We start from the raw sequence: 25900 nt of genomic DNA on the forward strand, positions 1-25900 counted from the left end.
AAACCGGTTTCAGCGCTCAGCCCAGCGCTCCATGATTTCGATAACCTGCGGCAGGCGTTCGAGGAAGAGGTCCACCAGTTCGGGCTGGAAGTGACGGCCGCGCTGCTCGCGCATCCATTCGCAGGCTTCTTCCAGCGGCCAGGCGGGTTTGTAGGGGCGCACGGAAGTCAGGGCATCGAAGACATCGGCCACGGCGACGATGCGCCCGGCCATCGGAATGGCTTCTCCCTGCAGCCCGCGCGGGTAGCCGCTGCCATCCCATTTTTCGTGGTGGCACAGCGCCACCTCGTGCGCCACCTTCAGCATGCCGCTTTCGTGTTCGCCGATGATGCTGGCGCCAATGGTGGGGTGGGTCTGCATCACGGCCCATTCGTCCTGTTCCAGCTTGGCCGGCTTTTGCAGGATGCGGTCGGGGATGCCGATCTTGCCGATGTCGTGCATGGGAGCCGCGATGAACAGGTCGTCGGCCTCGTGCTCGTCCAGCCCATAGGCTTCGCCCAGCAGCTTGGCATAGTGGCTCATGCGGATCACGTGCAGGCCGGTCTCGTTGTCCTTGTACTCGGCGGCCAGGCCGAGGCGCTGCACGATCTGCAGCCGCGTGTCGCGCAGTTCGTCCATGCGCACCAGCGACAGGTGCAGCTGCACGCGCGCTTTCACCACAGCCGGTATGATTGGCTTGCTGATGAAATCGACGGCGCCCGCTTCGAAGCCATCCACTTCGGCGCCGGGATCGGTCAGCGCGGTGACGAAAATAATGGGGATGCCAGCGGTGGACGGATCGGCCTTCAGCTCGCGCGCCACTTCATAGCCGGTCATGTCCGGCATCATCACGTCGAGCAGGATCAGGTCCGGGCGCTCTTTGCGTGCCAGCTCGATGGCGCGCGGTCCATCCTTGGCAAACAGCATGTGGTAGCGGTCCTGCAGAATGGTGCGCAGCAGGTGCAGGTTGGTGCTTTCATCATCCACTGCCAGCACGCAGGGCTGGCGGCGCCTGAGCGTTTTCATGATGCGCCTCCATCGCTTGGCAGATAGTCGGCCAGCAGGGTTTCCAGCTGTCCCTGGGCGCCGGCGAAATCGAAATCGTCAATCGCGCGTTGCAGGTCGGCCAGGCGGGACGGCGCTGCATTACCGCGTAACGCTTCGGTCAATTCGGTCATGGCTTGCTGGTCGAAGCTGCCGTTGTCCAGGGAGCGCTTCAGCTTTACGCCCAGGCGGCGCAGCAGGTCACTGTCCGGCGCGGCGGAAACGCCGGGCGCGCTGCCAGTGCTCTCCGCATTATCCGCACCGTCCGCGGCCCTGCGTGCGGCGGCCAGTGCATCGGCCAGGCAGTCCGACGCCAGGTCGAGCAGGGCGGGCAGCGCGGTGCGGTCTTCGTTGGCCAGCGCATCTTCCAGCTTGGCCAGCACCTGCGCCAGTTGTTCCATGCCCAGATTGGCGGCGGCGCCGCGGATCTGGTGGGCGCGCATGCGGCCCGCGGCGTGGCGGCCGGATGCGGCGGCCGTAGTCAGTTCGCCAGCGGCATTGGCGTTATCGGCGGCGAACACGCCCAGAGCACGCAAATAGGCTTGTTCATGGCCGGTCCACAGTTGCAGGCCGTGCACGGCGTTCAGTACCTGGGCTTGCGGCGGAGCGTGCGCGGCGGCGCTGTCCGGGCGCGTATCGGTCGTGTGGCCCAGCACGCGCGCAATTTCTACGGTGAGGCCGACGATGTCGACCGGCTTGCTGGTAAAGCCGTCCATCCCTGCCTCCGCTGTCGCTTCCCGGTCGCGATCCAGCACGCTGGCCGTCATGGCGATGACAGGCGTGCGGCGGCGGCCGGTCTGTTGTTCCGCCTTGCGCAGCTGGCGCGTGGCTTCCAGTCCATCCATGCCGGGCATCTGCACATCCATCAGCACCAGGTCGAACTGGGCTTCGGACGCCAAGTGTAAAGCCACAGCACCGTCGCTGGCGCCCGTTACGCTGTGTCCGAGCTTGGACAGTAGCAGAAGCAGCACTTCCAGGTTTTGCGGTACATCATCGGCGGCCAGGATGCGCAAGGGCGGCAGCTGCACCGGCTGGCCGGGACGGCGCGGCGCTTCGCTGCGTGCCAGCATCAGGGGCAGCACGACATGGAAGGTGCTGCCTTCGCCTTCCACGCTTTCGACCCAGATGCGGCCACCCATCAGCTCCACCAGCTGCTTGCTGATGGTGGTTCCAAGGCCTGTGCCACCATAGCGCCGGCTCATCGAAGCATCGGCCTGCGTGAAAGGATCGAAGATGGCGCTGATGCGGTCCGCCGGAATGCCAATGCCGGTATCGCTGACGGCGATATGCACTTCGTCGCGGCCTTTATTCTGTTCGCGCGTGACGCGCAGGCTGACGCGGCCCCGCGAAGTGAACTTGACGGCATTACCCAGCAGGTTGGTCAGCACCTGTCGCACGCGCAGCTCGTCGCCATGCAGGGTGCCCGGCACTTCCGGATCGTAGTGCACGGCCAGGGAAAGACCTTTGGCGGTGGCGTTGCTGCCCATGCTGGAGGACAGCTCGTCGATCAGCGCCAGCAGGCTGTAATCGTGCAGCTCCAGTTCCACTGCGCCCTTATCCAGCTTGGCCGTATCGAGCACTTCATTCAGGAGACGCAGCAGGGAGCGGCCCGCGTTGCGCACGGTGTCGAGATGGCGGCGCTGGACGGCGGTCAGGGTGCCCTGCAATAGCACGTCGGTAAAGCCGAGGATGGAATTCATCGGCGTGCGGATTTCGTGGCTCATATTGGCCAGGAAGGCCGCGCGCGCGGCGGCGGCCTGCTCGGCCTTCTCCTTGGCCTGGCGCAGATCCTCTTCCATGCGGCGGCGGCCGCTGATGTCGAGAATTACACCGTCCAGGCACAGGACCTTGCCCCGTTCATCCGTCACCGCGCTGCCGTTCTCCCACATCCAGCGGATGCTGCCGTCGTGGTGGCACAGCCGGTACTCCAGGGTGAAGGAGGTTTTCTGTTCGATGGCACGGCGCAGCCCTTCGGCCACCTGGGCATGGTCATCCGGATGAATCAGGTCGCCGAACACGCGCAGCGGCGGGGTGCCCGTGAAGTCGGCAGCAGGGTAGCCCGTCAGCGGCTCGATTGCATCGCTGACATACACCATCGGCCAGCCCGGCAGCATCAGGCTGCGGTAGGAGATGCCGGGGATATTGCCGATCAGAGAGCGGAACTGGCGCTCGCTGTCGCGCAGCTGTTCTTCCATTTTCTTTTGCTGGCTGATGTCGGTCACGAAGCAGACGTAGATCTGCTCATCGGCCAGCAAGGCATTGCCGTATGCGGTGCGGATCGGCACGTGGCCGCCGCCTTTATGCAGGCCCAGTGTTTCCGGGGCGCTTTGCATCACAGGCCCTGCAATCAGCAGGCGGATATTGCGGCCGATGACTTCCTGCCGTTTCCAGCCGAAGATGCGCTCACCGGCAGCGTTGAAGTCGCGGATGGTGCCATCGGCCTGCATGGTGATGACGCCATCCACCGCCGTCTCCAGCATGGTATGCATCCAGGATGCGGTCTGGCTCAATTGGCGGAACAGGGCGCGGTAGCGCAGCAGCCAGTTAAAGGACAGCACCAGGGACGCGAACAGCGCCGTGGTCAGCGTAATGGCAAAGGAGAGGAAATTGGCATTGGCGATGCCGCTGGCCGGATCAATCGGGACGCGGCCGACAAAGCGCGCCGCCGCCATGCCGGTGTAGTGCATGCCTGCGATCGCGCAGCCCATGATCACACCTGCAATCAGCGTCAGCGTGCGGTCGCTGAGATGGCCGCGCAGACCGCGCAAGCCATAGCGCACCCACAGCGACAGCGTGGCCAATGCGACCGCTACCACGATGGATAAACCGAAAATCCACGGATCGTAACGCAGCACCAGGGCGCTGCGCATCGCGGCCATGCCGCTGTAATGCATGGCGCCGATGCCGGCACCGACCAGCACACCGCCTTCCAGCAAGCGCCCCCAGCTCATGTGCTGGCGGCCCAGCAGCGACAGCGCCACCCAGGAGGCGGCCATGCTGGGCAGCATGGAGATGACCGTAATCAGGGGATCGTAGGAAACCGGCGTACAGAGATTGAAGGCCAGCATGCCGATGAAGTGCATGGCCCACACGCCGCTGCCGAGCGCCAGGCTGCCCGTCAGCAGGGCCGCGTTACGCAGTTTTGGATTGACGGCGCGCGCGCTCTGGCCCGCCATCTGTAAGCCCATCCATGACGAGAAGCTGGCTACCACCACGGATAGCACAACCAGCCACGGATTGTAGATGCCGTAAGTAAGCAGGGCCGGGTCGCCAGGCGGCGAAAACAGCTGCGACAGTGTTGTCATGTCCATGCTGGCCTGCGTAGTCCTCCGGGGAAGGCGCCGCCCCGGTTCGGCTGCCCGGTGTGGGCCTTATTCTGCGAGCAGCTTCTCAATGTCCGCGGCCAGTTCTTCCGGCTTGGTCGTTGGCGCGTAGCGGTCGTACACCGTGCCGTCTTTGCGAATCAGGAACTTGGTGAAGTTCCACTTGATGCCCTGCGTGCCCAGCAGCCCGGGCGCGGCCTGTTTCAGATGCTTGTACAGCGGATGCGCGTCGTCGCCATTGACTTCGATCTTGGCGAACATGGGGAAGCTGACGCCGTAATTGCGTTCACAGAAGCTGCTGATGTCGTCCGCATTGCCCGGTTCCTGCGCGCCGAACTGATTGCAGGGGAAACCCAGCACTTCGAAACCGCGGCCACCAAATTTCTGGTGCAGCTCTTCCAGGCCCTTGTACTGCGGCGTGAAACCGCACTGGCTGGCGGTGTTCACGACCAGCAGCACCTTGCCCTTGTACTGCGCCAGGTCGGTCGGATGGCCGGCCAGGCTGCTAGCTTGAAAATCATGAACGGTGGCCATTAGACGATCCCCAAATGTTCAGTACCGGCGGCCAGATCGCGCGTCTTGGCGGCCTTGCCTTCGAGTTTGATGGCCAGGCGCAGGTCGTTGACCGAGTCCGCGTTGCGCAGTGCATCTTCGTAGCTGATCTTGTCGGCTTCAAACAGATCGAACAGGGATTGGTCGAACGTCTGCATGCCCAGTTCGCGCGACTTCTTCATCAGTTCCTTGATCTCATGTACCTGGCCTTTAAAGATCAGGTCGGAGATCAGTGGAGAGTTAAGCATGATTTCGATCGCGACGGCGCGCCCTTTGGCGTCCTTCAACGGAATCAGGCGCTGGGAAATCATGCCCTTCAGATTGAGGGACAAGTCCATCAGCAGCTGCTGGCGGCGTTCTTCAGGGAAGAAGTTGATGATACGGTCCAGCGCCTGGTTGGCCGAGTTGGCGTGCAGGGTGGCCAGGCACAGGTGGCCGGTTTCGGCAAACGCAATCGCGTGGTCCATGGTCTGGCGGTCTCGGATCTCGCCGATCTGGATCACGTCCGGCGCCTGGCGCAGGGTGTTCTTCAGTGCGATTTCCCAATCGTCGGTGTCCACGCCCACTTCGCGCTGGGTGATGATGCAGTTCCTGTGCGGGTGGACGAATTCCACCGGGTCTTCAATCGTGATGATGTGGCCGTGGCTGTTCTCGTTGCGGTAACCCACCATGGCCGCCAGCGTGGTCGACTTACCGGAACCGGTCGCGCCGACCATGATCACCAGGCCGCGCTTGGACATCACCACATCTTTCAGCACTTCCGGCAGGCCGAGATCGTCCAGCTTCGGAATCGCGGAGTTAATGGTACGCAGCACCATGCCCACGGAACTCATTTGCACGAAGGCCGAGACACGGAAGCGTCCGAGGTCGCCGGGGCTGATCGCGAAGTTCGCTTCCTTGGTCTGCTCGAACATCGCAGTCTGCTTGTCGTTCATGATCGAACGCGCCAGATCGGCGGTGTGCGATGGCGAGAGCGGCTGGGCCGACACGGGCGTCATCTTGCCGTCGATCTTGATGGCGGGCGGGAAGCCTGCGGTGATAAAGAGGTCCGAGCCCTTTTTGCTGACCATCAGGCGCAGCAGGTCGAACATGAATTTTGAAGCCTGGTCGCGTTCCATGTGGATTAGCCGGGGAAGTTATCGGGGATCTTGGCAGCCGAACGGGCGGCAGCGGAGGAAATCACATTACGGCGGACGAGTTCAGTCAGGTTCTGGTCCAGCGTCTGCATGCCGACGTTGCTGCCGGTCYGGATCGCGGAATACATCTGCGCGATCTTCGCTTCGCGGATCAGGTTACGGATTGCCGGCGTGCCCACCATGATTTCGTGTGCGGCCACACGGCCGGAGCCATCCTTGGTTTTCAACAGGGACTGCGAAATCACCGCTTGCAGCGATTCGGACAGCATCGCGCGCACCATCTCTTTTTCTTCCGCAGGGAAGACGTCGATGATACGGTCGATGGTCTTGGCAGCGGACGAAGTGTGCAGGGTGCCGAACACCAGGTGGCCGGTTTCCGCGGCCGACAGCGCCAGGCGAATGGTTTCCAGGTCACGCAATTCACCGACCAGGATCGCATCCGGGTCTTCACGCAGCGCCGAGCGCAGCGCGTTGTTGAAGGACAGCGTGTGCGGGCCGACTTCGCGCTGGTTGATCAGGCACTTCTTCGATTCGTGCACGAATTCGATCGGGTCTTCGATGGTCAGGATGTGGCCATACTCGTTTTCGTTGAGGTGGTTCACCATCGCCGCCAGCGTGGTCGACTTGCCCGAGCCGGTCGGTCCGGTCACCAGTACCAGCCCACGTGGCTTCAGCGCAAATTCGGCGAAGATCTTCGGCGCGTTCAATTCTTCCAGACTCAGGATCTTGGAAGGAATGGTACGCAGCACGGCCGATGCGCCACGCTCCTGGTTGTAGGCATTGACGCGGAAGCGTGCGAGGCCGGGAATGGCAAACGAAAAATCGCACTCCAGCATTTCTTCATACGCCTTGCGCTGGCCGTCGTTCATGATGTCATAGATCATGCCGTRGACATCTTTGTGTTCGAGCGGGGGCAGATTGATGCGGCGTACATCGCCGTGCACACGAATCATCGGCGGCAAACCAGCCGAGAGGTGCAAGTCGGAAGCTTTGTTCTTGACGGAGAATGCGAGTAGTTCGGAAATGTCCATTTATAATCCCTGAGCCTAGGAAAACCCTCGTCTGATTATGTCCACAATCGCTCAGAACTTGCAAGTTGTCACGAAAACAATCGCGGAAGCAGTTTCGCAGGCTGGACGGCCTGCAGACAGCGTGCAGTTACTGGCCGTCTCCAAGACTTTTGGACCTGAAGCCGTGGTCGAAGCGGTGATCGCGGGACAGCGTGCGTTCGGCGAGAACTATGTGCAGGAAGGCGTCGAGAAAATTGCAGCGGTCGCGAAAGCCCGTGGTTGCACGCCGCTTGAGTGGCACTTCATCGGTCCCATTCAAAGTAACAAGACCAAACCGATTGCCGAGAACTTCGATTGGGTGCACACCATCGAGCGCGAAAAGATTGCGGTGCGTTTGAACGAGCAGCGTCCCGAGGCGCTGCATCCTTTGCAAGTCTGTTTGCAAGTTAATACCAGCGGTGAAGCCAGCAAAAGCGGCATGGCGCCGCAAGATGTGGCGGCATTGGCACGCTCCATTGCAGGCCTGCCGCGATTGAAGCTGCGTGGACTGATGTCCATTCCCGAACCGGAAGACGATTTCGACAAGCAGCGCGCGGCCTTCCGCGTGCTGCGCGAACTGTACGACACGCTGCGCGCGGACGGCATTGAACTCGACACGCTATCGATGGGCATGTCGGCCGATATGCGCGCTGCCATCATGGAAGGCGCGACCATTGTTCGCGTTGGCAGCGCCATCTTCGGCGCACGCCAGTACAACCAAGGATAAATAATGAAGATCGCTTTCATCGGTGGCGGCAATATGGCCGCGGCACTGATCGCAGGCCTGGCCGGCAAGCTGACGCCCGGCGCCAATATTCATGTGGTGGACCCGAATCCGGCCTCGCTGGAAAAGCTGACGCGAGAGTACGGCGTGACCGTGGCGGCGACAGCCGGTGCGGAAGTGGCCAGCGCTGAAGTGATCGTGCTGGCGGTGAAGCCGCAAGTGATGCGCGACGTGGTGGCGCAGGTGTTGCCGCAGCTGCAGGCCGCGCAGCAGGGGGGACGCACGCCGCTGGTGCTGTCGATTGCAGCAGGCATCCGCGCGGCGGACCTGTCGCGCTGGCTGGGTGGCTACAGCGCTATCGTGCGCACCATGCCGAATACGCCGGCGCTGATCGGCATGGGCGTGACGGGCATGGTGGCATCGTCCGGCGTGACGGCGCAGCAGCGCGACGCAGCGGACCAGATCATGAAGGCCGTCGGCACCACCGTGTGGCTGGACAATGAATCCCTGATCGACCCGGTGACCGCCGTTTCAGGCAGCGGCCCGGCCTATGTGTTCTACTTCATTGAAGCGATGCAGCAGGCCGCCCTTGAAATGGGACTGACGGCGGAGCAGGGCACCCAGCTGGCCATTGCCACCTTCACCGGCGCCGCCCAGCTGGCCGCGCAATCGCCTGATTCCGTGTCGGTGTTGCGCGAGCGCGTGACGTCCAAAGGCGGCACCACTTACGCCGCGCTGACCAGCATGGAAGACAGCGGCGTGAAGCCCGCCATCGTGAAAGCCCTGCACGCCGCCGCCGCCCGCGGCAAGGAACTCGGCGAACAGCTCGGCGCCGCTGACTAAGCTCGCGGCTCGTCAGACCAGGCGTCGCAGGCCGATGCTTCGTGCATTACTTGCGGGCGATGATCACGCCTAATGCAATGCCGATGGCTGCGCCGATGGTGACGGACTTCCAGGGATTGTCGCGCACATAGACGTTGGTCGCTTCGGCCGCCATCTTGCCTTTGGCGAGCATCGAATCTTCCAGCTTGTGCAGGTCTTTCTTGGCCGTGCGCAGGGTGTCCTCGAATTTGGCCTTGACCATATTGAGGTCGTCCGTGCCGGCCGAGGCCGCGCCGCGCAGCCATTGCTCGGCGTCCTGGATGGCGTGCTTCAGGTCTTGCATCAGGCGCTCGCGGGCTTCCGCGTTTTCGGCGCTATGGGAATGGGTACTGCCATTGGCCATGCCGCCGCCGTTGGGCTTAGGAGTGGATTGGGGTGTTTGGTCCATGATCGCCTCGTCTAAGTGAACAGCACACAGGTGAGTTTAATCAACGCAGGGCGTAGTCCAATGCAATTCCGGCAAACACGGCTGCGCCCAGGTAGTTATTGTGGCGGAACGCGGCAAAGCAAGGCGCACGCTCGCGCCCACGGATCAGGAAGTAGTGATAAACGGCACAGCCCGTAGCAATGGCCACGCCCAGGGTGAAAGGCCAGCCCAGGCCATAATGCAGGCCGGTGGCGATCCAGATGCCGATCTGACCGGCATAGCAGAGCATGATTGCCGCCACGTCGAAGCGGCCGAACGTGATCGCGGAAGTCTTGATGCCGATTTTCAGGTCGTCGTCGCGGTCAACCATCGCGTATTCAGTGTCGTAGGCGACGGACCAGAATACATTGCCCAGCACAAGAAGCCATGCCCAGCCCGGCACGGAATTCTGCACGGCGGCATAAGACATTGGAATGCCGAAACCAAAAGCGATACCCAGATAAGCCTGTGGAATCGCGAAAAAGCGCTTGAAGTAGGGATAAGTGCCGGCAATGATCACTGCAGCCACCGACAGCTGCTTGACCAGCGTATTCAGCGGCAGGATCAGCATGAAGGACACGATGGCCAGCACTGCCGCAATCGTCAGCGCTTCCTTGCCGGAGATGCGGCCGCTGGTGATCGGGCGCTCAGCCGTGCGCTTCACATGTCGGTCGAAATCCTGGTCAGCGTAGTCGTTGACGGCGCAGCCTGCCGAGCGCATCAGGAAAGTGCCCAGCACAAAGATCAGCAGCAGGCGCAGGTCCGGCACGCCGCCCGAAGCCAGCCACAGTGCGCCCAAGGTCGGCCACAGCAGCAGCACGGTGCCGATGGGCTTGTCCAGGCGGACCAGGCGAAAATACAGTTGGAGGCGGCTGAGTGGCTGGGCAGTGGCTTGCACGGAAATCTCGGTTATCAGTGACGATAGCCCGGTATTTTACTCCGCGTGCCCGTTGAGCGTGATGACCCCCGGCAGCTTGCACTGGGCCACGGCCTGCACCACGGCGTCGATCGCCGCCTTGCGGGTGAAACTCTTGCGCCAGACGATGACCACGCGGCGCGTCGGCTCCGGATCATCGAAATAGCGGAAAGCCAGCATGCTGTCCTTGCCTTCCATATCCGGTACGGACGCGCGGGGCAGCACGGTCAGGCCGATACCGCTGGCGACCATATGGCGGATGGTTTCCAGCGACGAGCCTTCAAAAGTACGCTGCATGCCATTGCCCGGCGTGGAGAAGCGCGCCATTTCCGGGCAGACTTCCAGCACCTGATCGCGGAAGCAGTGGCCATTCCCCAGCAGGAGCATGGTTTCCTGTTTCAGATCCTCGGCCGGAATGCGGTCGCGCGAAGCCCATGGATGGTTGCGCGGCATGGCCACGACAAAGGGCTCGTCATACAGCGGCTGCACGGCCATGCCGTGTTCCGGCAGGGGCAGCGCCATGATGGCCGCATCCAGCTCACCCTGGCGCAGCATCTCCAGCAGCTTGACGGTGAAATTCTCCTGCAGCACCAGCGGCATCTGCGGGGTGTTATCGATCATGGCCTTGACCAGCGGCGGCAGCAGATAAGGGCCAATGGTGTAAATCACGCCGAGGCGCAGCGGACCGGCCAGCGGGTCCTTGTTCTGCTTGGCCAGCTCCTTGATGGCGGCGGTCTGCTCCAGCACGCGCTCGGCCTGGGCCACGATCTGGGCACCCAGCGGCGTCACGGAAATCTCGGCGCCTCCGCGCTCGAACAATACGACGCCCAACTCGTCTTCGAGCTTCTTGATGGCGACCGACAGCGTCGGCTGGGCGACAAAACAGGCCTCAGCCGCATGTCCGAAGTGTTTCGCCCGCGCAACAGCGACGATGTATTTAAGTTCGGTGAGGGTCATGGACTCATTTGAACACAGGCGATGCCTATATGCAATGCTCGGTTACGGTGATAGGGTCTGGCTATAATGTCCCACAAACGTACTAGCGAGGTGCACGCATGTCATCCATTCTCGGGCACGAAGAAGCCCAAAGCTACATCCACAAGCTGTTGAAGGCCATGCACCAGGTCGGCGGCTCCGATCTATTCATTTCAGCCGATTTTCCGCCTAGTATCAAGTCGCAGGGCGCGATGCGGCCACTCAGCCAGCAAAGGCTGACGCCCGACGTCACCCGTGCGCTGGCCTACGCCATCATGAACGAGAAGCAGCGGCGCGAGTTCGAAACTGAGCTGGAATGCAATTTCGCCATTTCGCTGCCGGACGTATGCCGCTTCCGCGTCAACGTCTTCGTTCAGCAGCAGGCGGTGGGCATGGTGATCCGTACCATCGCCTCCGAAATTCCCAACTTCGAAAAGCTCGATCTGCCGGAAGTGCTGAAAGAAGTCGTGATGACCAAGCGCGGACTGGTGCTGGTGGTGGGCGGCACGGGCTCCGGCAAATCGACCACGCTGGCGGCGATGATCGACTACCGCAATGCCAACTCGGCTGGCCACATCATCACGGTGGAAGACCCGGTCGAATACGTCCATAAAAATAAGGGCTGCCTGATCACGCACCGCGAAGTGGGCGTCGATACTCTGAGCTGGCACCACGCGCTGAAGAACACCCTGCGCCAGGCACCGGATGTGATCCTGATCGGCGAGATCCGCGACACCGAAACCATGGAGCACGCGATCGCGTTTGCGGAGACGGGCCACCTGTGCCTGGGTACCCTGCACGCGAATAACGCCAACCAGACCATGGACCGCATCATCAACTTCTTCCCGGAGGAGCGGCGCAACCAGTTGCTGATGGACTTGTCCTCCAACCTGCGCGCGATCGTATCGCAGCGCCTGATCCGCACCCAGGACGGCAAGGGGCGCAAGGCCGCGATTGAAATCCTGCTGAATACGCCGACCATCTCCGAGATGATCTTCAAGGGGAACTTCCACGCGATCAAGGAAATCATGCACAAGTCGCGCGAACTGGGCATGTGCACCTTCGACCAGGCGCTGTACGAACTCTATAATAAGGGCTACATCGCCTACGAAGAGGCCCTGCGCAATGCGGACTCCGCGAACCAACTGCGCCTGCAGATCAAGCTCAGTGGCAAAGGTCCCGAAGATGGCGGCCCCGGTGGGCGTCCGGGCGAATTGAGCATGCAGGTGGACGAAGAAGAGGAAGAAGAATAAGCAATGCCGAAGTTTGAAGACAAAATGTGCACGCGCACCGAACTGGCCGCGCGCGTGGCGGCCCTGCCGAAGCCGGTGGTGATGACCAATGGGGTGTTCGACATCCTGCACCGCGGGCATGTGACTTATCTGGCGCAGGCGCGCGAGCTGGGCGCTTCGCTGGTGGTGGCGGCGAACACGGATGCGTCGGTGAAGCGCCTGGGCAAGGGCGACGATCGTCCGCTGAATAGCTGCGACGACCGCATGGCGCTGCTGGCGGCGCTGGAGTCGGTGTCGCTGGTGGTGCCGTTCGACGAGGATACGGCGCTGGAGGCAGTGCTGGAAGCGCGTCCCGAGATTTACGCCAAGGGCGGCGACTATGATATGACGGCCATCCCGGAAGGGAAGGCGGTGCTGGCATATGGCGGCAAGGCTGTCGCCATCGATTTCGAACATGACCGTTCGACCACCAAGCTGCTGGCGAAGGTGCGCATGTTCACCTGACCTGGAGGACATATGGCAAGCGCGCGGATTTTCGGCATCCTGCTCACGGAAGAGGGCATGGCCGAACTGGAGATGGCCCTTCGCGATTACTGGAGCGACGGGCCGGCGGGCAAATACCTGTACTGCAAGGAGGCCACGCCGGACCGGGCGTTCTTCCATGCGGTGGTGGAATGCCGCAATAAAGAAGACGGCGCCGAGTTCGAAGCCGAGTTCTATATCCCGAACCGATTTGTGAAGGTGGTGATGTCGGGCCTGGAGCGCAAGCACATCGGCTTCGTCTGGCCCGCCGACTAAACCTTGGGGTCTAAACCTTGGGGTCTAAACCTTGGGGTCAAACCTTGGGGTCAAACCTTGGGGTCAGATCCGACATTCGGACATTTTTCGGCAATGCGCTGCTCCCATTGACGTACGGCTCTGCTTACCGTCTTATACGACACCCCGAAATGCGCGGCGATATCCTGCATTGAATAGGCGGTGGAAGCATAGGCACGCGCCATCGCCTCATTTCGCACTGGATACAAACGTCCATACTCATGCAGCGTATGCGCCAGCGTTCGCCGGGCATGCATAGACGTGCCCGCGAGGCCGGGGTCATGCGGATTTGTGCCGAATTGATAGGGCGTGCGACCAAACACCAGATCCGCGCGCGCTAGTCGTAATGGGTCGGATTGCCCGTACCCCTGTCTGACGAATCGTGCATAAGCGCGACGCGCGGCGTGCGTACGTGAACCAAACTGTGCCAGTAGCCATTCCGATTGCAACCATCGCGGTGAGGGCCGCCGCCCAATCATGTAATGGTGACTGCTCCAGTGCCACTTGGACTCCGTACTGACCAGCTGCGCACGTACAGGATTCAGAACTACGTAGCGCGCCACTTCAAGCAACTGGGACTGATGCTCGATCAATACAGCATGATAGCGTCCTTGAAGCAGTGGACCGCACAGCTTGTGCCGAAAATTGAAGGCCTGCGCGTAACTGCTGTTCAGGTGGCGCATGCCTTGCGCGAGGTTGGCGTCGGCGGTTGTGAGTAGCAGATGAAAATGGTTGGGCATCTGGCAAAAGGCGTGGACTGCAAAGTTGTAGCGATAGGCGGTCTGGCCGAGCAAGTCCTGCCAAATGTAGTAGTCGCGACTGTCCAGGTAGATGACGGAGCGGCGCGTTCCACGTGAGGTCACGTGATAAATCGCGCCGGCGAATTGGATGCGAAGGGGACGGGTCATTGCTTCAGACTAGCCGGGCGGAAGCAAGCGATCTTGATTCGGCGCAGGAGCGCGCGAAAAAATGTCCGAATGTCGGATCTGACCCCAGGGTGTTAGGCGCCGCCGGCGTAGTTTTGCTGGCGCCAGGCTTCGTAGATGACCACGGCCACAGTATTGGACAGGTTCAGGCTGCGGTTGCCGGGCTGCATGGGCAATCTGATGCGCTGCGTCGCCGGGAAGGTTTCGCGGAATTCGGGCGCCAGGCCGCGGGTTTCGCTGCCGAAGACGAACACGTCGCCCGGTTGAAACGCCAGTTCGGCAAAGGGACGCGAGCCGTGTGTGGTCATCGCGAACAGACGATCGGCGGCGGGCTGCACGGCAGCCAGAAACGCGGCCCAGTCCTTGTGCACCTGCATCCGCGCATATTCGTGGTAGTCCAACCCTGCGCGTTTCAGCTTGGCGTCATCCAGTTCGAAGCCCAGCGGCTCGATCAGATGCAGCTGCGCGCCCGTGTTTGCACACAGGCGGATCACATTGCCGGTATTCGGCGGTATTTCTGGATTGACCAGTACGACATGAAACAACTCAGTTCTCCCAATTCATTGATGCGGCGGTGTCCGCGCGAAGACAAAATTGCTGACCCGCGCGGCGCCATAGCGTTTCAGCGTGGCCGCCAGCTCCTCCAGCGTTTCGCCACTGCTCATCACATCGTCGACGACGCCGATGTGGCGGCCTTCGACCAGCGCGCGGTCCGGCACGGCAAACGCTCCCTGCATATTGGCACGGCGCGCGCCCGGTGCCAGCTCGCTTTGCGCCCGCGTTTCGCGCACCCGGCACAGTAAGCGCGGCGCTACCGCGACGCCCAGCGTTCGTCCCAAGGGACGCGCGATTTCCAGCGCCTGATTGAATCCGCGCTCCGCCAGCCGCGCTTCACCCAGCGGCACGGGACAGAGCACAGCAGGCAAGCCGTACGAAGCAATGCATACCGCGGACGCCAGCAATTCCCCGAACAAGCGCGCGTGCGCCAGCCGGGCGCCGAATTTTAGCTGAAGCACGAGCCGGTCGAGCGGCATTTCGTATGAGCAGGCAGTCACAGTGGCGTCGTAAGCGGGCGCGCAGGACAGGCAGCGCGCGCACGGCAGCTCCGCCGGACACCCGGCCGGCAGCGGATTCGCACACACCGGGCAGCGCGCCACGTCAATGCTGAAAAATTGACAACGGCATGCCGTGCACAGCAGCTCCCCGCCGCGCCCTCCGCACAGCACGCAATTACAGGGCAGGATCGTCGCCAGAAATTGGCCAGCCATCGCGTTTTGCCACGAGCAGGTAAACTGGCACATTATCTCATCTCGCACCCGTAATAAATATGCAAGTCCCAGCAAATCCGCCCAAGCTGAGCGCCCCTATTGATCTGGATCGTGTCCGCGCCCTGTTTGACGATCCCGCCCGCATCGCGCACGCCGATTTTCTGCGGCGTGAAATCGCCAGCCGCATGCACGAGCGCCTGGAGCTGATCAAACTGAATCCCCAGCGCGTGCTGGACGCGGGCTGCGGCACGGGAGCCGATCTGCCTATCTTGCAAAAGTTCTATGCCGCTGCCCAGATTCTGGGGCTGGATGCGTCGCCAGCGATGCTGCAAGCGGCGCAGGGGCAGGGCGGCAAGTCGGCCCTGAATCAGTTGATTTCCAGGCTGCTGCCGGCCAAGTCCGGCATCGATCTGATTTGCGGCGACCTGGCCGAGCTGCCATTGGGGCAGAACTCTCTGGACCTGGTCTGGTCTAACCTGGCATTGCATTGGCATCCGCAGCCGGACCGCGTGTTCGCTGAGTGGCGCCGTGTGCTGCGCGTGAATGGCTTGCTGATGTTTTCCTGCTTCGGGCCGGACACCATGCAGGAGGTGCGCACGGCCTTCGCGGAAGTCGACCTGGCCGTCCACACCCTGCCATTCGTGGATATGCACGATTTCGGCGACCAGCTGGTGGAGGCGGGCTTTGCCACGCCGGTGATGGATATGGAGAAGATCACGGTCACCTATGACACACCGGAAAAGCTGCTGGCCGACGTGCGCGCCCTGGGCGGCAATCCGCTCGGTTCGCGCCGCAAGGGGCTGCTGGGACGGGCGGCATACCTGCGCCTGCTGCAGGCGTTCGAGCGGCAGCGCCGTTCGGACGGCAAGCTGGGTTTGACCTTTGAAGTGATCTATGGACACGCCTTCCGTCCGGTGCCGCGGGTGACCAAAGACGGGGAAGCGATTATTCGTTTTGATCTGCCGCGAAAGCCTAAAAATTAGGCAGTCATAGGGAAAATGGCGTCACAATTCGGTCATCAAAGGCATTTTCCCTTGATGAAAGATAAGCATCCTGCTTATAATCCTTGACTAATTTTGCCAGCTGTTCGCTCACACGAATCGTAGGCAAAAAAGCAAGAAGTAAAGAATCCGCAGCGCCAAAGGTGATGTTGGGTCGCATTTGGCGATGTCAAGGTTCCAGCTCGGTCTCATGTAAGAAGTTTTTACCTGGGTCCGGCGTGGAGCCTTTAGCTGTTTAGCGCACGGCGGTGGCTTCAGCGAACCGCGCAGTGATGAAATTATTTTTATTTTTGGGTGGTTGGGGAAAACATGAAACTTGCGAAGCGACTTCAATCGTTGATGCTCGGGCTGGCCGCAGTATCCGCCGGAATTCCGGCGCTGGCCGCACCAGCAGCATCTGCGACTGGTACGTATCAAGCAGCGACCGGCGGCACCGGCGGTCCGATGGTGCATGAGCTGAACCTGCAGGCTCCGGCAACGCGCATCGCCGCTGAGATCTACAGCCTGCACACGCTGATGATGATTATCTGCCTGGTCATCTTCGTTGCCGTCTTCGGCGTGATGTTCTACTCCATCATCAAGCACCGCAAGTCCGTCGGCCACAAAGCCGCCACCTTCCACGAATCCACAGCCGTCGAAATCGCCTGGACCGTCGTTCCGTTCCTGATCGTGATCGGCATGGCCCTGCCGGCGACCCGCACCGTGGTCGCCATGAAAGACACCTCCAACGCCGACGTGACCATCAAGGCCACGGGCATGCAGTGGAAGTGGGGCTATGACTATCTGAAAGGCGAAGGCGAGGGCATCTCCTTCATCTCCAACATCGCTACCCCGCGTGACGCGGTGGGTGCGCCTGGCGTGGCACCGACCAAGCCACGTACCGATACCTATCTGCTGGAAGTCGATAACGAACTGGTGGTGCCGGTAAACAAGAAGGTCCGCATCGTGACCACCGCCAACGACGTGATCCACTCCTGGACCATCCCGGCCTTCGGCGTGAAGCAGGATGCGATCCCTGGTTTCGTACGCGACACCTGGTTCAAAGCCGAACACACCGGCACCTTCCGCGGCACCTGCGTGGAACTGTGCGGTAAAGAGCACGCCTTCATGCCGATCGTGGTGCACGTCGTGACCGCCGAAGAGTACACCGCCTGGGTGGACGGCAAGAAGAAGGAAATGGCCGCACTGGCGGACGATCCGAACAAGACCTGGACCATCGACGAACTGAAAACCAAGGGCGAGAAGGTCTACAACTCGAACTGCGCGGTCTGCCACCAGGCAACCGGCAAGGGCGTGCCAGGCGCATTCGCTGCGCTGGACGGTTCCCCAGTGGTCAATGGTCCTAAAGCTGACCAGATCCATGTTCTGCTGAACGGTAAGAAGAGCGGCAAGTTCCCAGGCGAGATGCCGGCGTGGAAGCAGCTGTCCGATACCGACATCGCGGCTGTTATTACCTTCACCCGCAACTCCTGGTCGAACAAGGCAGCGGAAAACATCGTTCAACCAGCCGAAGTTGTGGCTGCGCGCAAGTAATTAGGAGCTTCACATGAGCACGACTACTATCGATCACGCACACGATCACGCACACGGCGATCACGATCACGCTCACGACCATCCGGAAGGCTTCCGCCGCTGGCTGTTCGCGACCAACCACAAGGACATCGGTACCCTGTACATGTGGTTCTCCTTCATCATGCTGCTGTCCGGCGGCGTGCTGGCGCTGATGATCCGTACCGAGTTGTTCCAGCCTGGCCTGCAGTTCTTCCAGCCTGAGTTCTTCAACCAGCTGACCACCATGCACGGTCTGGTGATGGTGTTCGGCGCCATCATGCCGGCTTTCGTGGGCTTCGCTAACTGGATGATCCCGCTGCAGATCGGCGCATCCGACATGGCCTTCGCCCGCATGAACAACTTCTCGTKCTGGCTGCTGCCTCCTGCGGCAATCCTGCTGGCCGCGTCGTTCTTCGTGCCTGGCGGCGCCACCGCTGCCGGCTGGACCCTGTACGCTCCGCTGTCGACCCAGATGGGCATCGGCATGGACATGGGTATCTTCGCCATGCACATCATGGGCGCATCGTCCATCATGGGTTCCATCAACATCATCGTCACCATCCTGAACATGCGCGCTCCCGGCATGACCCTGATGAAGATGCCGATGTTCTGCTGGACCTGGCTGATTACCGCCTATCTGCTGATCGCCGTGATGCCAGTGCTGGCCGGCGCGATCACTATGACCCTGACCGACCGTCACTTCGGCACCTCCTTCTTCAACGCCGCCGGCGGTGGTGACCCGGTCATGTACCAGCACATCTTCTGGTTCTTCGGTCACCCGGAGGTGTACATCATGATTCTGCCGGCCTTCGGTATCGTGTCGCAGATCGTTCCAGCCTTCGCCCGCAAGCCGCTGTTCGGCTACGCTTCGATGGTGTACGCAACCGCTTCCATCGCGATTCTGTCCTTCATCGTGTGGGCGCACCACATGTTCACCACCGGCATGCCGGTGACCTCGCAGCTGTTCTTCATGTACGCAACCATGCTGATCTCCGTGCCGACCGGCGTGAAGGTCTTCAACTGGATCGCGACCATGTGGAAAGGCTCGATGACCTTTGAAACCCCGATGCTGTTCGCTGTGGGCTTCATCTTCGTGTTCACCATGGGCGGCTTCACCGGCCTGATCCTGGCAGTGACCCCGGTCGACATCCAGCTGCAGGATACCTACTACGTGGTGGCGCACTTCCACTACGTGCTGGTGGCAGGTTCCCTGTTTGCGCTGTTCGCCGGCTTCTACTACTGGTCGCCGAAGTGGACTGGCCACATGTACAACGAAACCATGGGCAAGCTGCACTTCTGGCTGTCCCTGATCACTTTCAACGTGACCTTCTTCCCGATGCACTTCCTGGGCCTGGCCGGTATGCCACGCCGCTACGCCGACTACCCGGCGCAGTTCGCAGACTTCAACGCGATCGCCTCCATCGGCGCCTTCGGTTTCGGTCTGTCGCAGGTGTTCTTCCTGTTCTTCGTGGTGCTGCCAACCATCCGTGGTGGCAAAGCTGCTGCGGACAAGCCTTGGGATGGCGCTGAAGGCCTGGAGTGGACCGTGCCGTCGCCGGCGCCGTTCCACACCTTCGAAGTACCGCCAACCGTTAAGTAATACCCTGGGGCGGGCGCGCCAGCGTCCGCCCTTGTAAAGGAAGCACCATGTCTGACCCGAAGAAGCCGAACAGCAACCTGCGCCTGGCCCTGATCCTGTTGTCCATCGCCGTGGTGTTCTTTGTTTCCGTCATCGGCAAACAATGGATACTGAGGCACTGAAATGAGCGATAAGGAAGTCCAGGGCGCGAAGAACAAGCTGCTTGGCAAGCTCCTGGTCGTAGCGGTAATGATGTTCGGGTTCGGCTACGCGCTGATCCCGGTGTACAAGCACCTGTGCGAGGTGCTGGGCCTGAACCTGATCGATGGCAAGCCGGAAGCAGCGGCAGTCAACAGCCAGGTCGACAAGAGCCGCAGCATCACGGTGGATTTGGTCAGCAATGTGCAGGGCACTTTGCGTTTCCGCCCCACCGTCAACAGCGTGACCGTGCATCCCGGCGAATTGACGACGGTGGTGTATGAAGTAGTGAACAGCGTGCCGCGTACGGTGAAGGCCCAGGCCATCCCAAGCTACACGCCGCAGGAAGTAACGCCGCACTTCAAGAAGATTGAGTGCTTCTGCTTCAAGGAGCAGATCCTCAAGCCGAACGAGGCGCGGCAGATGCCCGTGGTGTTCTTCATCGATCCGGCCGTGCCGAAGAGCGTGAAGACCGTCACTCTGTCGTACACCTTTATCGAGGCGGCAGGTCTGGATAACAAGACCGCGTCCAATTAAGGAAGGCAGATGGCTTCGTTTTTGTATTCGATGAAAGCAGTGATCTGGTCGTTTTTCGGCCTGCGCCGCAAAGGCGATTTTGACAAGGATACCGAGAAGCTGAACCCGGTCCACGTCATCATCGCAGCCCTGCTGGGCGTTGCCATATTTATTGGCTTGCTGATTTCGGTCATCAAGTTCGTCGTATTGAAGTAATTTTTGCAGTTCACGGATACCGTTTCTAGGAGATGAAAATGAGTTCGAATAACGCCGCGGCACCGTACTACTTCGTGCCTGGCCCGTCCAAGTGGCCAATGTTGGCAGGTATCTCCCTGCTGATTACCATGATCGGCGCATCCGCATGGGTGAACGACGCGTCGTGGGGTATGGCCTGCAACCTGATCGGCATCGCCATGACCCTGGTCGTGCTGTATTTCTGGTTTGGCGATGCGATCGCCGAATCCGAAGGCGGCATGTACAGCAAGCGCATCGACATCTCCTACCGCTGGTCGATGGGCTGGTTCATCTTCTCCGAAGTGATGTTCTTCGGCGCCTTCTTCGGCGCGCTGTTCTACGCACGCACCATCACCATGCCTTGGCTGTCGGACCTGGATCACAAACTGATCTGGCCTGACTTCAACGGCATCTGGGGCAATATCGGTCCGGCCGGCGTGGTTGAATCCTTCAACACCATGGGTCCGTTCCCGATCCCGACCATCAACACCGCGCTGCTGCTGACCTCCGGCCTGACCCTGACCATCTCCCACCACGCCCTGCAAGCTGGCAAGCGTGGCAAGACCGCCTTCTGGCTGGCTGCCACCATCCTGCTGGGCGCAGTGTTCATGGGCTTCCAGGCGTTCGAGTACATCCACGCTTACCATGAGCTGAACCTGAAGCTGTCCTCCGGTATCTACGGTTCGACCTTCTTCATGCTGACCGGCTTCCACGGCTTCCACGTGACCATGGGCGCGATCATGCTGTCGGTGGTGCTGTATCGTGTGATGAAGGGCCACTTCACCCCTGAACACCACTTCGCGTTTGAAGGCGCCGCCTGGTACTGGCACTTCGTTGACGTGGTCTGGCTCGGCCTGTACGTGGTCGTGTACTGGATGTAATACGCGGGTATAATGCGCGGCGGAACCAGCCGTGCAATGCCCGATAAAAAAAGCCGCAGCGGGTGCTGCGGCTTTTTGCTTTTATCCGCCGTAGGCGCGTATACCTGTGGGGTGGATGTACCCTAGCTTGTACAGCACAAGGATGATCACGAACAGCAGGATCGAGAAGCCGACGCGCATCGCGAGCGCACGCACCATGCGCGGGTCGCCGCCTTTACCTCGCAAGAGGAAAACCACCGCGCTGGCGAGGCTGCCGATGATCAGGATAAACGCAACGGCAACGAAGATTTTCATGTCAGTTTTGCAGGATTAGTCAGGGCTCCCATTGTAATGCGTATCGCTTTCCGCTTTAAGCTCATTCCCTTTCTGGCAATGCTGGTGCTGGTGGCAATCGGCATCTCCGCCGCGCGCTGGCAGACCGGCCGCGCCGAGCAGAAGGAAGCGCTGGCGGCCAGGCTGTCCGCCGGCGTTGCCGCCGAAGCCGTGGAGCTGAGCGCGGAGCCAGTGCGCGCCGAAGAGATCGAATTCCGCCGCGTGCGTGTTACCGGCGAATGGCTGCCCAACTGGCCGCTCTATCTGGACAATCGTCCGTATCAGGGCCGCGCCGGCTTCTACCTGCTGATGCCCCTCAAGCTCGCCGGCAGCAATATGCATGTGCTGGTGGTGCGTGGCTGGCTGCCGCGTGATGCGGCCGACCGCAACAAACTGCCGGAAGTGAGCACGCCGTCCGGCACCGTCACCATCGAAGGCGTGGCGCACCAGAACGCAGGCCATGTCATGGAGCTGGGCAGCGTGAAGCTTGCGCCCCGTGCCATCGTGCAGAATGCCGATGCGGCCGGCGTGGCCGCTGCCACGGGCCTGGCATTCCAGCCGGTCATGCTGGAACAAACGTCGGCCGACGCCGGCGCCGCAGGGCAGGGCGCACAGCTGGTGCGCGACTGGCCGGCTCCTTCGCTCGGCATCGAAAAACACCGTGGCTATGCCTTCCAGTGGTACGCACTGGCTGTGATGGCCTTCCTCTTCTTCGTTTTCACCGGATTCAAGAAAAGTGGACAGCAATAAGAACGAACCCCAGCAGCGCTCCGGGCGCTTGAAAATGTTTGCGGTGCTGGCAGTGTGCGCCGCGCCGATCGTCGCTTCTTACTTCACCTATTACGTGATCAAGCCGAAAGGCGGCAGCACCAATTACGGTGATTTGATCGACCCGCGCCAGCATCCGATTCCGGCGATGCCGAGCAAGCTGCTGTCCGGCGAGCCCAAAAAACTGGAAGACTACAAGGGTAAATGGATCATGCTGAAGGTCGGCGGCTCCGACTGCCAGCAGGAATGCCAGGACATGCTGTTCATGATGCGCCAGCTGCGTACCATGCAGGGCAAGGAGATGGAGCGCATTGAGCGCGTGTGGCTGATCACCGATGAACAGCCGCTGGAAACCATGCTGATGCGCGTGAACGATGGCACCCATATGCTGCGCGCGCCCGCCGCCGACGTAGCCAGATGGCTGCCGGTGGAGCAGGGCGAGCGCGCCGATGACCACATTTACCTGATCGACCCGCTGGGTAACCTGATGATGCGTTTCCCGAAGAACGCCGACCCAACCAAAGTAAAGAAGGATCTCGCCAAGCTGCTCAAGGCTTCGGCGATCGGATAAGTTATGCATCAAACTTCCCTGGCCCAGATGATTGTCACCGCGCTGCTGGTTGCGGTGCTGCCCCTGTCCATGGTGTGGATCTCGAAGGACGTCAGCAAATACCGCAAGCTGGTGTGGGTGGGCGTATTCCTGTGCTTCGACCTGATCGTGTTTGGCGCCTTCACGCGCCTGACCGATTCGGGCCTGGGCTGTCCGGACTGGCCGGGCTGCTATGGCCTTGCCAATCCTTTCCTGGCGCATGAGCAGATCAGCGCTGCGGAAGCCCTGATGCCGACTGGTCCCGTGACCGTGTTCAAGGCGTGGATTGAAATGATCCACCGCTATCTGGCCATGACGATCGGTATTCTGATTGTGGCGATGGCGGGCGTATCGTGGTGGCAGTGGCGCAAGCGCAACCCGTTCCGCCGCACCGTCCCTCCGGGCTTTCCTACCTTGTTGTTCTTCTTCGTCTGCCTGCAGGGCGCGTTTGGCGCCTGGACCGTGACGCTGAAACTGCAGCCAGTCATCGTGTCGACCCACCTGCTGCTGGGCATGGGCCTGCTGGCCATGCTGACCTGGTTCGGTGGGCGTGAAGACCAGGCGATTGCGCCGTTGCGCCAGTCCGGTGCGCCGATCAATGTACTGCCGCATGTCCGTTGCATGGCCATCGTTTCGGCTGTGGTGCTGGTGTTGCAACTGGCGCTTGGCGCCTGGGTCAGCACGAATTACGCGACCCTGGCCTGTACCGAATTCCCGCTGTGCGCGGGCAAGCTGGTGCCGGAGATGGATTTTGCACAAGGTTTCCATTTGTGGCGCGAACTGGGCAAGACAGCCGCCGGCCACTATTTGCCGTTCTCCGCGCTGACGGCCATCCATTGGGTGCATCGCAATTTTGCCTTTGTGGTGGTGCTGGTGCTTGGCTACACGGCCTTGCGCGCCTGGCGCGTGACGGGCTTGCGCAAGGTGTCGAGCTGGATTCTCGGCTTGCTGGTTTTGCAAGCTGCCACCGGCATCGCGACCATTTACCTGAACTTCCCTCTGGCGATTGCGGTCATCCATAACGCCGGAGCAGCTGGCCTGGTCCTTTTGCTGACCATGTTAAACTATCGGGCTAAGTTTCTCGCAGCGCCCGCACGTACCTACTAAATGACGACTCGTACCGCCACCTTGAAATCGAACAGCCGCTTCGCCCAGTACATGGCGCTGACCAAGCCGCGCGTGACGCAGCTGGCCGTGTTCTGCGCCGTGATCGGCATGTTCCTCGCCACGGACGGCATGCCGGACTGGCGTGTTGTCGTCGCGGCTACGATCGGCATCTGGCTTTTGGCGGGGGCGGCGTTTGCCGTGAACTGCCTGGCCGAGCGCGAGATCGACGCGCGCATGGCGCGTACCGCGCGCCGTCCGATGGCGCTGGGTGAAATCACCGTCAAGCAGACCGTTGTCTTCGCTGCCGTGATCGGCGGCCTCGGCATGTACATCCTGCACCAGCTGGTGAATCCGCTGACCATGTGGCTGACCTTTGTGACATTTGTCGGCTATGCATTGATTTATACGATGGTGCTGAAGCCCGCAACGCCGCAGAACATTGTGATTGGTGGCCTGTCGGGCGCGATGCCGCCTGCGCTGGGCTGGGCGGCGGTTGCGAACGACGTGCCGATGCAGGCATGGCTGCTGGTGCTGATCATCTTCGTCTGGACTCCGCCGCACTTCTGGGCACTTGCCATGTACCGCCGCGACGACTACGCCAAGTCCGGTCTGCCCATGCTGCCTGTGACCCATGGCCTGGGCTTCACCGCGTTCAATATCTGGCTGTATTCCATCGCGCTGGCCGCGACCACGCTGCTGCCATTTGCCGTGAAGATGAGCGGCCTGATTTATCTGGGCAGCGCGGTGGTGCTGAATGCCGTCTTCCTTTACTACGGCTGGCAGATCTACCGCCACTACACGGACATCGTGGCACGCAAGGCATTTACCTGGTCCATCATTTACCTGTCCCTGCTGTTCGCAGCACTGCTGGTTGATCACTACTTCAAGTTCTGAGCGCTATGAAAAAACTGTTCGCGGCATTGCTGATGCTCGCGGCCCTGGTGGGCTGCGGCGAAAAACGGCTGAAGTTTGAAAACACCGATATCACCGGCATCGACTACGCCAAAAGCTTCGCGCTGCACGACCACACCGGCAAGCCGGTGACGCTGGATTCGTACAAAGGCAAAGTCGTGGTGCTGTTCTTCGGCTTCACCCAATGCCCGGACGTGTGCCCGACCACCATGGCCGAAATGTCGAACGTGATGAAGGACCTCGGTCCGCAAGCCGACCAGGTGCAAGTGCTGTTCGCCACGCTGGACCCTGAGCGAGACTCCAAGGAACTGCTGGCGCAATACGTGCCGCAATTCGACAAGCGCTTCGTTGGCCTGTACGGCACGCCTGAAGAAATCGCGAAGACGGCCAAGGACTTCAAGGTCTTCTACCAGAAAGTGCCTGGCAAGACCCCGGACAGCTACACCATCGACCACACCGCCGGCAGCTACGTCTTCGACAAAGAAGGCAAGCCCCGCCTGTTCCTGCGCCACGGACAAGGCCCGGCTCCGATCGTCCATGACCTGAAGCTGCTGCTGTCCTGATCACTCCTGCTGTGCCAACGCGAAGCCGCTGTACTTCGCGTTGGCCGTGATCTCTTCACCTACAAAAGACGGCGGCACATAAGCCGCTGATGCCTCGGCGCTCTCAAATTCAATCTCGAAAACTAGCAACCCTCCAAGGGGGTGCTCATATACATCGAGCGCACCGCCAGCCACCGAGTAGCGCATCTTGCGCGCGACTGCGCCGGGTAGTACGAGCAGGCTCCCATACTCCTCGCGGCTTAAATAAACGCTCACCACTTGTTTGGATTCGTATTTCTTCCCGAGCTTATAAACTATCCCGACGCCATCTTCACTGACCGCGCGCAGCCGCAATCTGCCACCGTCGAGATATTTGTCCTCGATCCGGCGTACGCGGCACGCGGACAAATCGAGCAGGGACGCATCCGGTACCAGCCACCTGCGCTCAAACTCCGGCAAAGAATACTTTGGCACAATCATAT

The 25900-nt window shown here is 61.0% G+C and carries 31 protein-coding genes; 17 read left to right on the top strand and 14 right to left on the bottom strand.

Annotation, left to right across the window (positions count from 1 at the left end):
- Positions 1–9 precede the first annotated feature (9 nt).
- The 5 genes from AB4Z19_RS13620 to AB4Z19_RS13640 are packed head-to-tail and all read right to left on the bottom strand — an operon-like array spanning position 10 to position 7065.
- Positions 10–1005 (bottom strand): HD domain-containing phosphohydrolase, encoded by a 996-nt coding sequence (locus AB4Z19_RS13620; RefSeq protein ID WP_442027059.1) that lies wholly within the window; start codon positions 1003–1005, stop codon positions 10–12.
- Positions 1002–4334 (bottom strand): MHYT domain-containing protein, encoded by a 3333-nt coding sequence (locus AB4Z19_RS13625; protein ID WP_442035436.1) that lies wholly within the window; start codon positions 4332–4334, stop codon positions 1002–1004. The genes AB4Z19_RS13620 and AB4Z19_RS13625 overlap by 4 nt, the downstream gene beginning before the upstream one ends.
- 60 nt (positions 4335–4394) lie before the next feature.
- Positions 4395–4880, bottom strand: coding sequence for a glutathione peroxidase (locus AB4Z19_RS13630; RefSeq protein ID WP_442035437.1), 486 nt, complete (start codon positions 4878–4880; stop codon positions 4395–4397).
- A complete protein-coding gene (locus AB4Z19_RS13635) occupies positions 4880–6016 on the bottom strand; it encodes a PilT/PilU family type 4a pilus ATPase (protein WP_442035438.1) in 1137 nt (378 codons plus the stop codon). Before AB4Z19_RS13635 ends, AB4Z19_RS13630 begins: the two co-directional genes overlap by 1 nt.
- A gap of 5 nt (positions 6017–6021) precedes the next feature.
- Positions 6022–7065: a type IV pilus twitching motility protein PilT gene (locus AB4Z19_RS13640; protein WP_442035439.1), complete on the bottom strand. Its 1044-nt coding sequence runs from the start codon at positions 7063–7065 to the stop codon at positions 6022–6024.
- A gap of 37 nt (positions 7066–7102) precedes the next feature.
- Between AB4Z19_RS13640 and AB4Z19_RS13645 the strand changes: the two genes are divergently transcribed.
- Positions 7103–7810, top strand: a complete 708-nt coding sequence (locus tag AB4Z19_RS13645; protein WP_442026797.1) for a YggS family pyridoxal phosphate-dependent enzyme — start codon at positions 7103–7105, stop codon at positions 7808–7810.
- Positions 7811–7813: 3 nt separating this feature from the next.
- Entirely contained in the window at positions 7814–8650 is an 837-nt protein-coding gene (proC, locus tag AB4Z19_RS13650) for a pyrroline-5-carboxylate reductase (RefSeq protein ID WP_442026795.1), read from the top strand.
- A gap of 46 nt (positions 8651–8696) precedes the next feature.
- Here proC and AB4Z19_RS13655 read toward each other — a convergent pair whose 3' ends face one another.
- From AB4Z19_RS13655 to AB4Z19_RS13665, 3 genes are read right to left on the bottom strand one after another with little or no spacing between them, the layout of a single operon-like run.
- Positions 8697–9077, bottom strand: coding sequence for a DUF883 family protein (locus AB4Z19_RS13655; RefSeq protein ID WP_442026794.1), 381 nt, complete (start codon positions 9075–9077; stop codon positions 8697–8699).
- Positions 9078–9117: 40 nt separating this feature from the next.
- Complete coding sequence (ubiA, locus tag AB4Z19_RS13660; RefSeq protein WP_442026792.1) at positions 9118–9993, bottom strand: 4-hydroxybenzoate octaprenyltransferase; 876 nt, start codon at positions 9991–9993, stop codon at positions 9118–9120.
- Positions 9994–10029: 36 nt separating this feature from the next.
- Entirely contained in the window at positions 10030–10968 is a 939-nt protein-coding gene (locus AB4Z19_RS13665; RefSeq protein ID WP_442026790.1) for a hydrogen peroxide-inducible genes activator, read from the bottom strand.
- 98 nt (positions 10969–11066) lie between these two features.
- On the opposite strand from AB4Z19_RS13665, the gene AB4Z19_RS13670 reads away from it, so the two are divergent.
- The 3 genes from AB4Z19_RS13670 to AB4Z19_RS13680 are packed head-to-tail and all read left to right on the top strand — an operon-like array spanning position 11067 to position 13016.
- Entirely contained in the window at positions 11067–12239 is a 1173-nt protein-coding gene (locus AB4Z19_RS13670; protein WP_442026788.1) for a PilT/PilU family type 4a pilus ATPase, read from the top strand.
- A 3-nt stretch (positions 12240–12242) separates the two neighbouring features.
- Positions 12243–12722 carry an adenylyltransferase/cytidyltransferase family protein gene (locus AB4Z19_RS13675; RefSeq protein WP_442035440.1) on the top strand — a complete coding sequence of 160 codons (480 nt, stop codon included), beginning with the start codon at positions 12243–12245 and terminating at the stop codon, positions 12720–12722.
- A gap of 12 nt (positions 12723–12734) precedes the next feature.
- On the top strand, positions 12735–13016 hold the full coding sequence (locus AB4Z19_RS13680) for a hypothetical protein (RefSeq protein ID WP_442023430.1): 282 nt from the start codon (positions 12735–12737) through the stop codon (positions 13014–13016).
- Positions 13017–13066: 50 nt separating this feature from the next.
- Here the strand turns inward: AB4Z19_RS13680 and AB4Z19_RS13685 are convergent, their stop codons facing one another.
- From AB4Z19_RS13685 to AB4Z19_RS13695, 3 genes are all read right to left on the bottom strand, one after another.
- Positions 13067–13942, bottom strand: coding sequence for a transposase (locus AB4Z19_RS13685; protein WP_442023428.1), 876 nt, complete (start codon positions 13940–13942; stop codon positions 13067–13069).
- 92 nt (positions 13943–14034) lie between these two features.
- Entirely contained in the window at positions 14035–14505 is a 471-nt protein-coding gene (gene trmL, locus AB4Z19_RS13690; RefSeq protein WP_442023426.1) for a tRNA (uridine(34)/cytosine(34)/5-carboxymethylaminomethyluridine(34)-2'-O)-methyltransferase TrmL, read from the bottom strand.
- 15 nt (positions 14506–14520) lie between these two features.
- Positions 14521–15228 carry a ComF family protein gene (locus AB4Z19_RS13695; protein ID WP_442023424.1) on the bottom strand — a complete coding sequence of 236 codons (708 nt, stop codon included), beginning with the start codon at positions 15226–15228 and terminating at the stop codon, positions 14521–14523.
- Positions 15229–15287: 59 nt separating this feature from the next.
- Here AB4Z19_RS13695 and AB4Z19_RS13700 point away from each other — a divergent pair, with 59 nt between their 5' ends.
- The gene (locus AB4Z19_RS13700) at positions 15288–16211 is read left to right on the top strand and encodes a methyltransferase domain-containing protein (protein WP_442023422.1); all 924 of its coding nucleotides are present in this window, start codon (positions 15288–15290) and stop codon (positions 16209–16211) included.
- Positions 16212–16215: 4 nt separating this feature from the next.
- Here AB4Z19_RS13700 and AB4Z19_RS13705 read toward each other — a convergent pair whose 3' ends face one another.
- Entirely contained in the window at positions 16216–16389 is a 174-nt protein-coding gene (locus AB4Z19_RS13705; protein WP_442035441.1) for a hypothetical protein, read from the bottom strand.
- 149 nt (positions 16390–16538) lie between these two features.
- On the opposite strand from AB4Z19_RS13705, the gene coxB reads away from it, so the two are divergent.
- The 6 genes from coxB to AB4Z19_RS13735 are packed head-to-tail and all read left to right on the top strand — an operon-like array spanning position 16539 to position 21188.
- The gene (coxB, locus tag AB4Z19_RS13710; protein WP_442023420.1) at positions 16539–17762 is read left to right on the top strand and encodes a cytochrome c oxidase subunit II; all 1224 of its coding nucleotides are present in this window, start codon (positions 16539–16541) and stop codon (positions 17760–17762) included.
- Positions 17763–17775: 13 nt separating this feature from the next.
- Positions 17776–19380 (top strand): cytochrome c oxidase subunit I, encoded by a 1605-nt coding sequence (gene ctaD / locus AB4Z19_RS13715; protein WP_442035442.1) that lies wholly within the window; start codon positions 17776–17778, stop codon positions 19378–19380.
- A gap of 47 nt (positions 19381–19427) precedes the next feature.
- Complete coding sequence (locus AB4Z19_RS13720; protein WP_442023417.1) at positions 19428–19541, top strand: cytochrome oxidase small assembly protein; 114 nt, start codon at positions 19428–19430, stop codon at positions 19539–19541.
- A 1-nt stretch (position 19542) separates the two neighbouring features.
- Positions 19543–20094, top strand: a complete 552-nt coding sequence (locus AB4Z19_RS13725) for a cytochrome c oxidase assembly protein (protein WP_442023415.1) — start codon at positions 19543–19545, stop codon at positions 20092–20094.
- 9 nt (positions 20095–20103) lie between these two features.
- Complete coding sequence (locus tag AB4Z19_RS13730; RefSeq protein ID WP_442023413.1) at positions 20104–20289, top strand: DUF2970 domain-containing protein; 186 nt, start codon at positions 20104–20106, stop codon at positions 20287–20289.
- A 38-nt stretch (positions 20290–20327) separates the two neighbouring features.
- Positions 20328–21188, top strand: coding sequence for a cytochrome c oxidase subunit 3 (locus AB4Z19_RS13735; protein ID WP_442023411.1), 861 nt, complete (start codon positions 20328–20330; stop codon positions 21186–21188).
- Positions 21189–21269: 81 nt separating this feature from the next.
- On the opposite strand, the gene AB4Z19_RS13740 is transcribed toward AB4Z19_RS13735, so the two are convergent.
- Positions 21270–21482, bottom strand: coding sequence for a twin transmembrane helix small protein (locus AB4Z19_RS13740; protein ID WP_442023409.1), 213 nt, complete (start codon positions 21480–21482; stop codon positions 21270–21272).
- A 36-nt stretch (positions 21483–21518) separates the two neighbouring features.
- On the opposite strand from AB4Z19_RS13740, the gene AB4Z19_RS13745 reads away from it, so the two are divergent.
- Genes AB4Z19_RS13745 through AB4Z19_RS13765 form a run of 5 tightly spaced genes read left to right on the top strand, consistent with a single transcriptional unit; the run spans position 21519 to position 25439 of the window.
- Entirely contained in the window at positions 21519–22250 is a 732-nt protein-coding gene (locus tag AB4Z19_RS13745; protein ID WP_442023408.1) for an SURF1 family protein, read from the top strand.
- A gap of 34 nt (positions 22251–22284) precedes the next feature.
- Entirely contained in the window at positions 22285–22839 is a 555-nt protein-coding gene (locus tag AB4Z19_RS13750; protein ID WP_442023431.1) for an SCO family protein, read from the top strand.
- Between the two features lie 3 nt (positions 22840–22842).
- Positions 22843–23964: a COX15/CtaA family protein gene (locus tag AB4Z19_RS13755; protein ID WP_442035443.1), complete on the top strand. Its 1122-nt coding sequence runs from the start codon at positions 22843–22845 to the stop codon at positions 23962–23964.
- Positions 23965–24858: a heme o synthase gene (gene cyoE, locus AB4Z19_RS13760; protein ID WP_442023404.1), complete on the top strand. Its 894-nt coding sequence runs from the start codon at positions 23965–23967 to the stop codon at positions 24856–24858.
- A 5-nt stretch (positions 24859–24863) separates the two neighbouring features.
- Entirely contained in the window at positions 24864–25439 is a 576-nt protein-coding gene (locus AB4Z19_RS13765) for an SCO family protein (RefSeq protein ID WP_442023402.1), read from the top strand.
- Here AB4Z19_RS13765 and AB4Z19_RS13770 read toward each other — a convergent pair whose 3' ends face one another.
- Positions 25440–25898: a hypothetical protein gene (locus tag AB4Z19_RS13770; protein WP_442023400.1), complete on the bottom strand. Its 459-nt coding sequence runs from the start codon at positions 25896–25898 to the stop codon at positions 25440–25442.
- Positions 25899–25900: the final 2 nt, after the last annotated feature.

It is taken from the genome of Pseudoduganella sp. RAF19 (assembly GCF_052114165.1).
In the GTDB taxonomy this organism is placed as follows: domain Bacteria; phylum Pseudomonadota; class Gammaproteobacteria; order Burkholderiales; family Burkholderiaceae_D; genus Rugamonas.

What these genes read in the sequence shown, in the direction of transcription:
- proC (WP_442026795.1), top strand. Translation starts at nt 7,814, where the DNA reads ATGAAGATCGCTTTCATCGGTGGCGGCAATATGGCCGCGGCACTGATC.
- AB4Z19_RS13750 (WP_442023431.1), top strand. Translation starts at nt 22,285, where the DNA reads ATGTTTGCGGTGCTGGCAGTGTGCGCCGCGCCGATCGTCGCTTCTTAC.
- AB4Z19_RS13635 (WP_442035438.1), bottom strand. Translation starts at nt 6,016, where the DNA reads ATGGAACGCGACCAGGCTTCAAAATTCATGTTCGACCTGCTGCGCCTG.
- AB4Z19_RS13680 (WP_442023430.1), top strand. Translation starts at nt 12,735, where the DNA reads ATGGCAAGCGCGCGGATTTTCGGCATCCTGCTCACGGAAGAGGGCATG.
- AB4Z19_RS13620 (WP_442027059.1), bottom strand. Translation starts at nt 1,005, where the DNA reads ATGAAAACGCTCAGGCGCCGCCAGCCCTGCGTGCTGGCAGTGGATGAT.
- AB4Z19_RS13670 (WP_442026788.1), top strand. Translation starts at nt 11,067, where the DNA reads ATGTCATCCATTCTCGGGCACGAAGAAGCCCAAAGCTACATCCACAAG.
- AB4Z19_RS13665 (WP_442026790.1), bottom strand. Translation starts at nt 10,968, where the DNA reads ATGACCCTCACCGAACTTAAATACATCGTCGCTGTTGCGCGGGCGAAA.
- AB4Z19_RS13730 (WP_442023413.1), top strand. Translation starts at nt 20,104, where the DNA reads ATGGCTTCGTTTTTGTATTCGATGAAAGCAGTGATCTGGTCGTTTTTC.
- AB4Z19_RS13655 (WP_442026794.1), bottom strand. Translation starts at nt 9,077, where the DNA reads ATGGACCAAACACCCCAATCCACTCCTAAGCCCAACGGCGGCGGCATG.
- AB4Z19_RS13675 (WP_442035440.1), top strand. Translation starts at nt 12,243, where the DNA reads ATGCCGAAGTTTGAAGACAAAATGTGCACGCGCACCGAACTGGCCGCG.
- AB4Z19_RS13735 (WP_442023411.1), top strand. Translation starts at nt 20,328, where the DNA reads ATGAGTTCGAATAACGCCGCGGCACCGTACTACTTCGTGCCTGGCCCG.
- AB4Z19_RS13725 (WP_442023415.1), top strand. Translation starts at nt 19,543, where the DNA reads ATGAGCGATAAGGAAGTCCAGGGCGCGAAGAACAAGCTGCTTGGCAAG.
- coxB (WP_442023420.1), top strand. Translation starts at nt 16,539, where the DNA reads ATGAAACTTGCGAAGCGACTTCAATCGTTGATGCTCGGGCTGGCCGCA.
- AB4Z19_RS13700 (WP_442023422.1), top strand. Translation starts at nt 15,288, where the DNA reads ATGCAAGTCCCAGCAAATCCGCCCAAGCTGAGCGCCCCTATTGATCTG.
- AB4Z19_RS13630 (WP_442035437.1), bottom strand. Translation starts at nt 4,880, where the DNA reads ATGGCCACCGTTCATGATTTTCAAGCTAGCAGCCTGGCCGGCCATCCG.
- AB4Z19_RS13755 (WP_442035443.1), top strand. Translation starts at nt 22,843, where the DNA reads ATGCATCAAACTTCCCTGGCCCAGATGATTGTCACCGCGCTGCTGGTT.
- cyoE (WP_442023404.1), top strand. Translation starts at nt 23,965, where the DNA reads ATGACGACTCGTACCGCCACCTTGAAATCGAACAGCCGCTTCGCCCAG.
- AB4Z19_RS13740 (WP_442023409.1), bottom strand. Translation starts at nt 21,482, where the DNA reads ATGAAAATCTTCGTTGCCGTTGCGTTTATCCTGATCATCGGCAGCCTC.
- AB4Z19_RS13705 (WP_442035441.1), bottom strand. Translation starts at nt 16,389, where the DNA reads ATGCGACCCAACATCACCTTTGGCGCTGCGGATTCTTTACTTCTTGCT.
- AB4Z19_RS13720 (WP_442023417.1), top strand. Translation starts at nt 19,428, where the DNA reads ATGTCTGACCCGAAGAAGCCGAACAGCAACCTGCGCCTGGCCCTGATC.
- AB4Z19_RS13745 (WP_442023408.1), top strand. Translation starts at nt 21,519, where the DNA reads ATGCGTATCGCTTTCCGCTTTAAGCTCATTCCCTTTCTGGCAATGCTG.
- AB4Z19_RS13625 (WP_442035436.1), bottom strand. Translation starts at nt 4,334, where the DNA reads ATGGACATGACAACACTGTCGCAGCTGTTTTCGCCGCCTGGCGACCCG.
- AB4Z19_RS13765 (WP_442023402.1), top strand. Translation starts at nt 24,864, where the DNA reads ATGAAAAAACTGTTCGCGGCATTGCTGATGCTCGCGGCCCTGGTGGGC.
- AB4Z19_RS13695 (WP_442023424.1), bottom strand. Translation starts at nt 15,228, where the DNA reads ATGGCTGGCCAATTTCTGGCGACGATCCTGCCCTGTAATTGCGTGCTG.
- AB4Z19_RS13645 (WP_442026797.1), top strand. Translation starts at nt 7,103, where the DNA reads ATGTCCACAATCGCTCAGAACTTGCAAGTTGTCACGAAAACAATCGCG.
- AB4Z19_RS13685 (WP_442023428.1), bottom strand. Translation starts at nt 13,942, where the DNA reads ATGACCCGTCCCCTTCGCATCCAATTCGCCGGCGCGATTTATCACGTG.
- AB4Z19_RS13770 (WP_442023400.1), bottom strand. Translation starts at nt 25,898, where the DNA reads ATGATTGTGCCAAAGTATTCTTTGCCGGAGTTTGAGCGCAGGTGGCTG.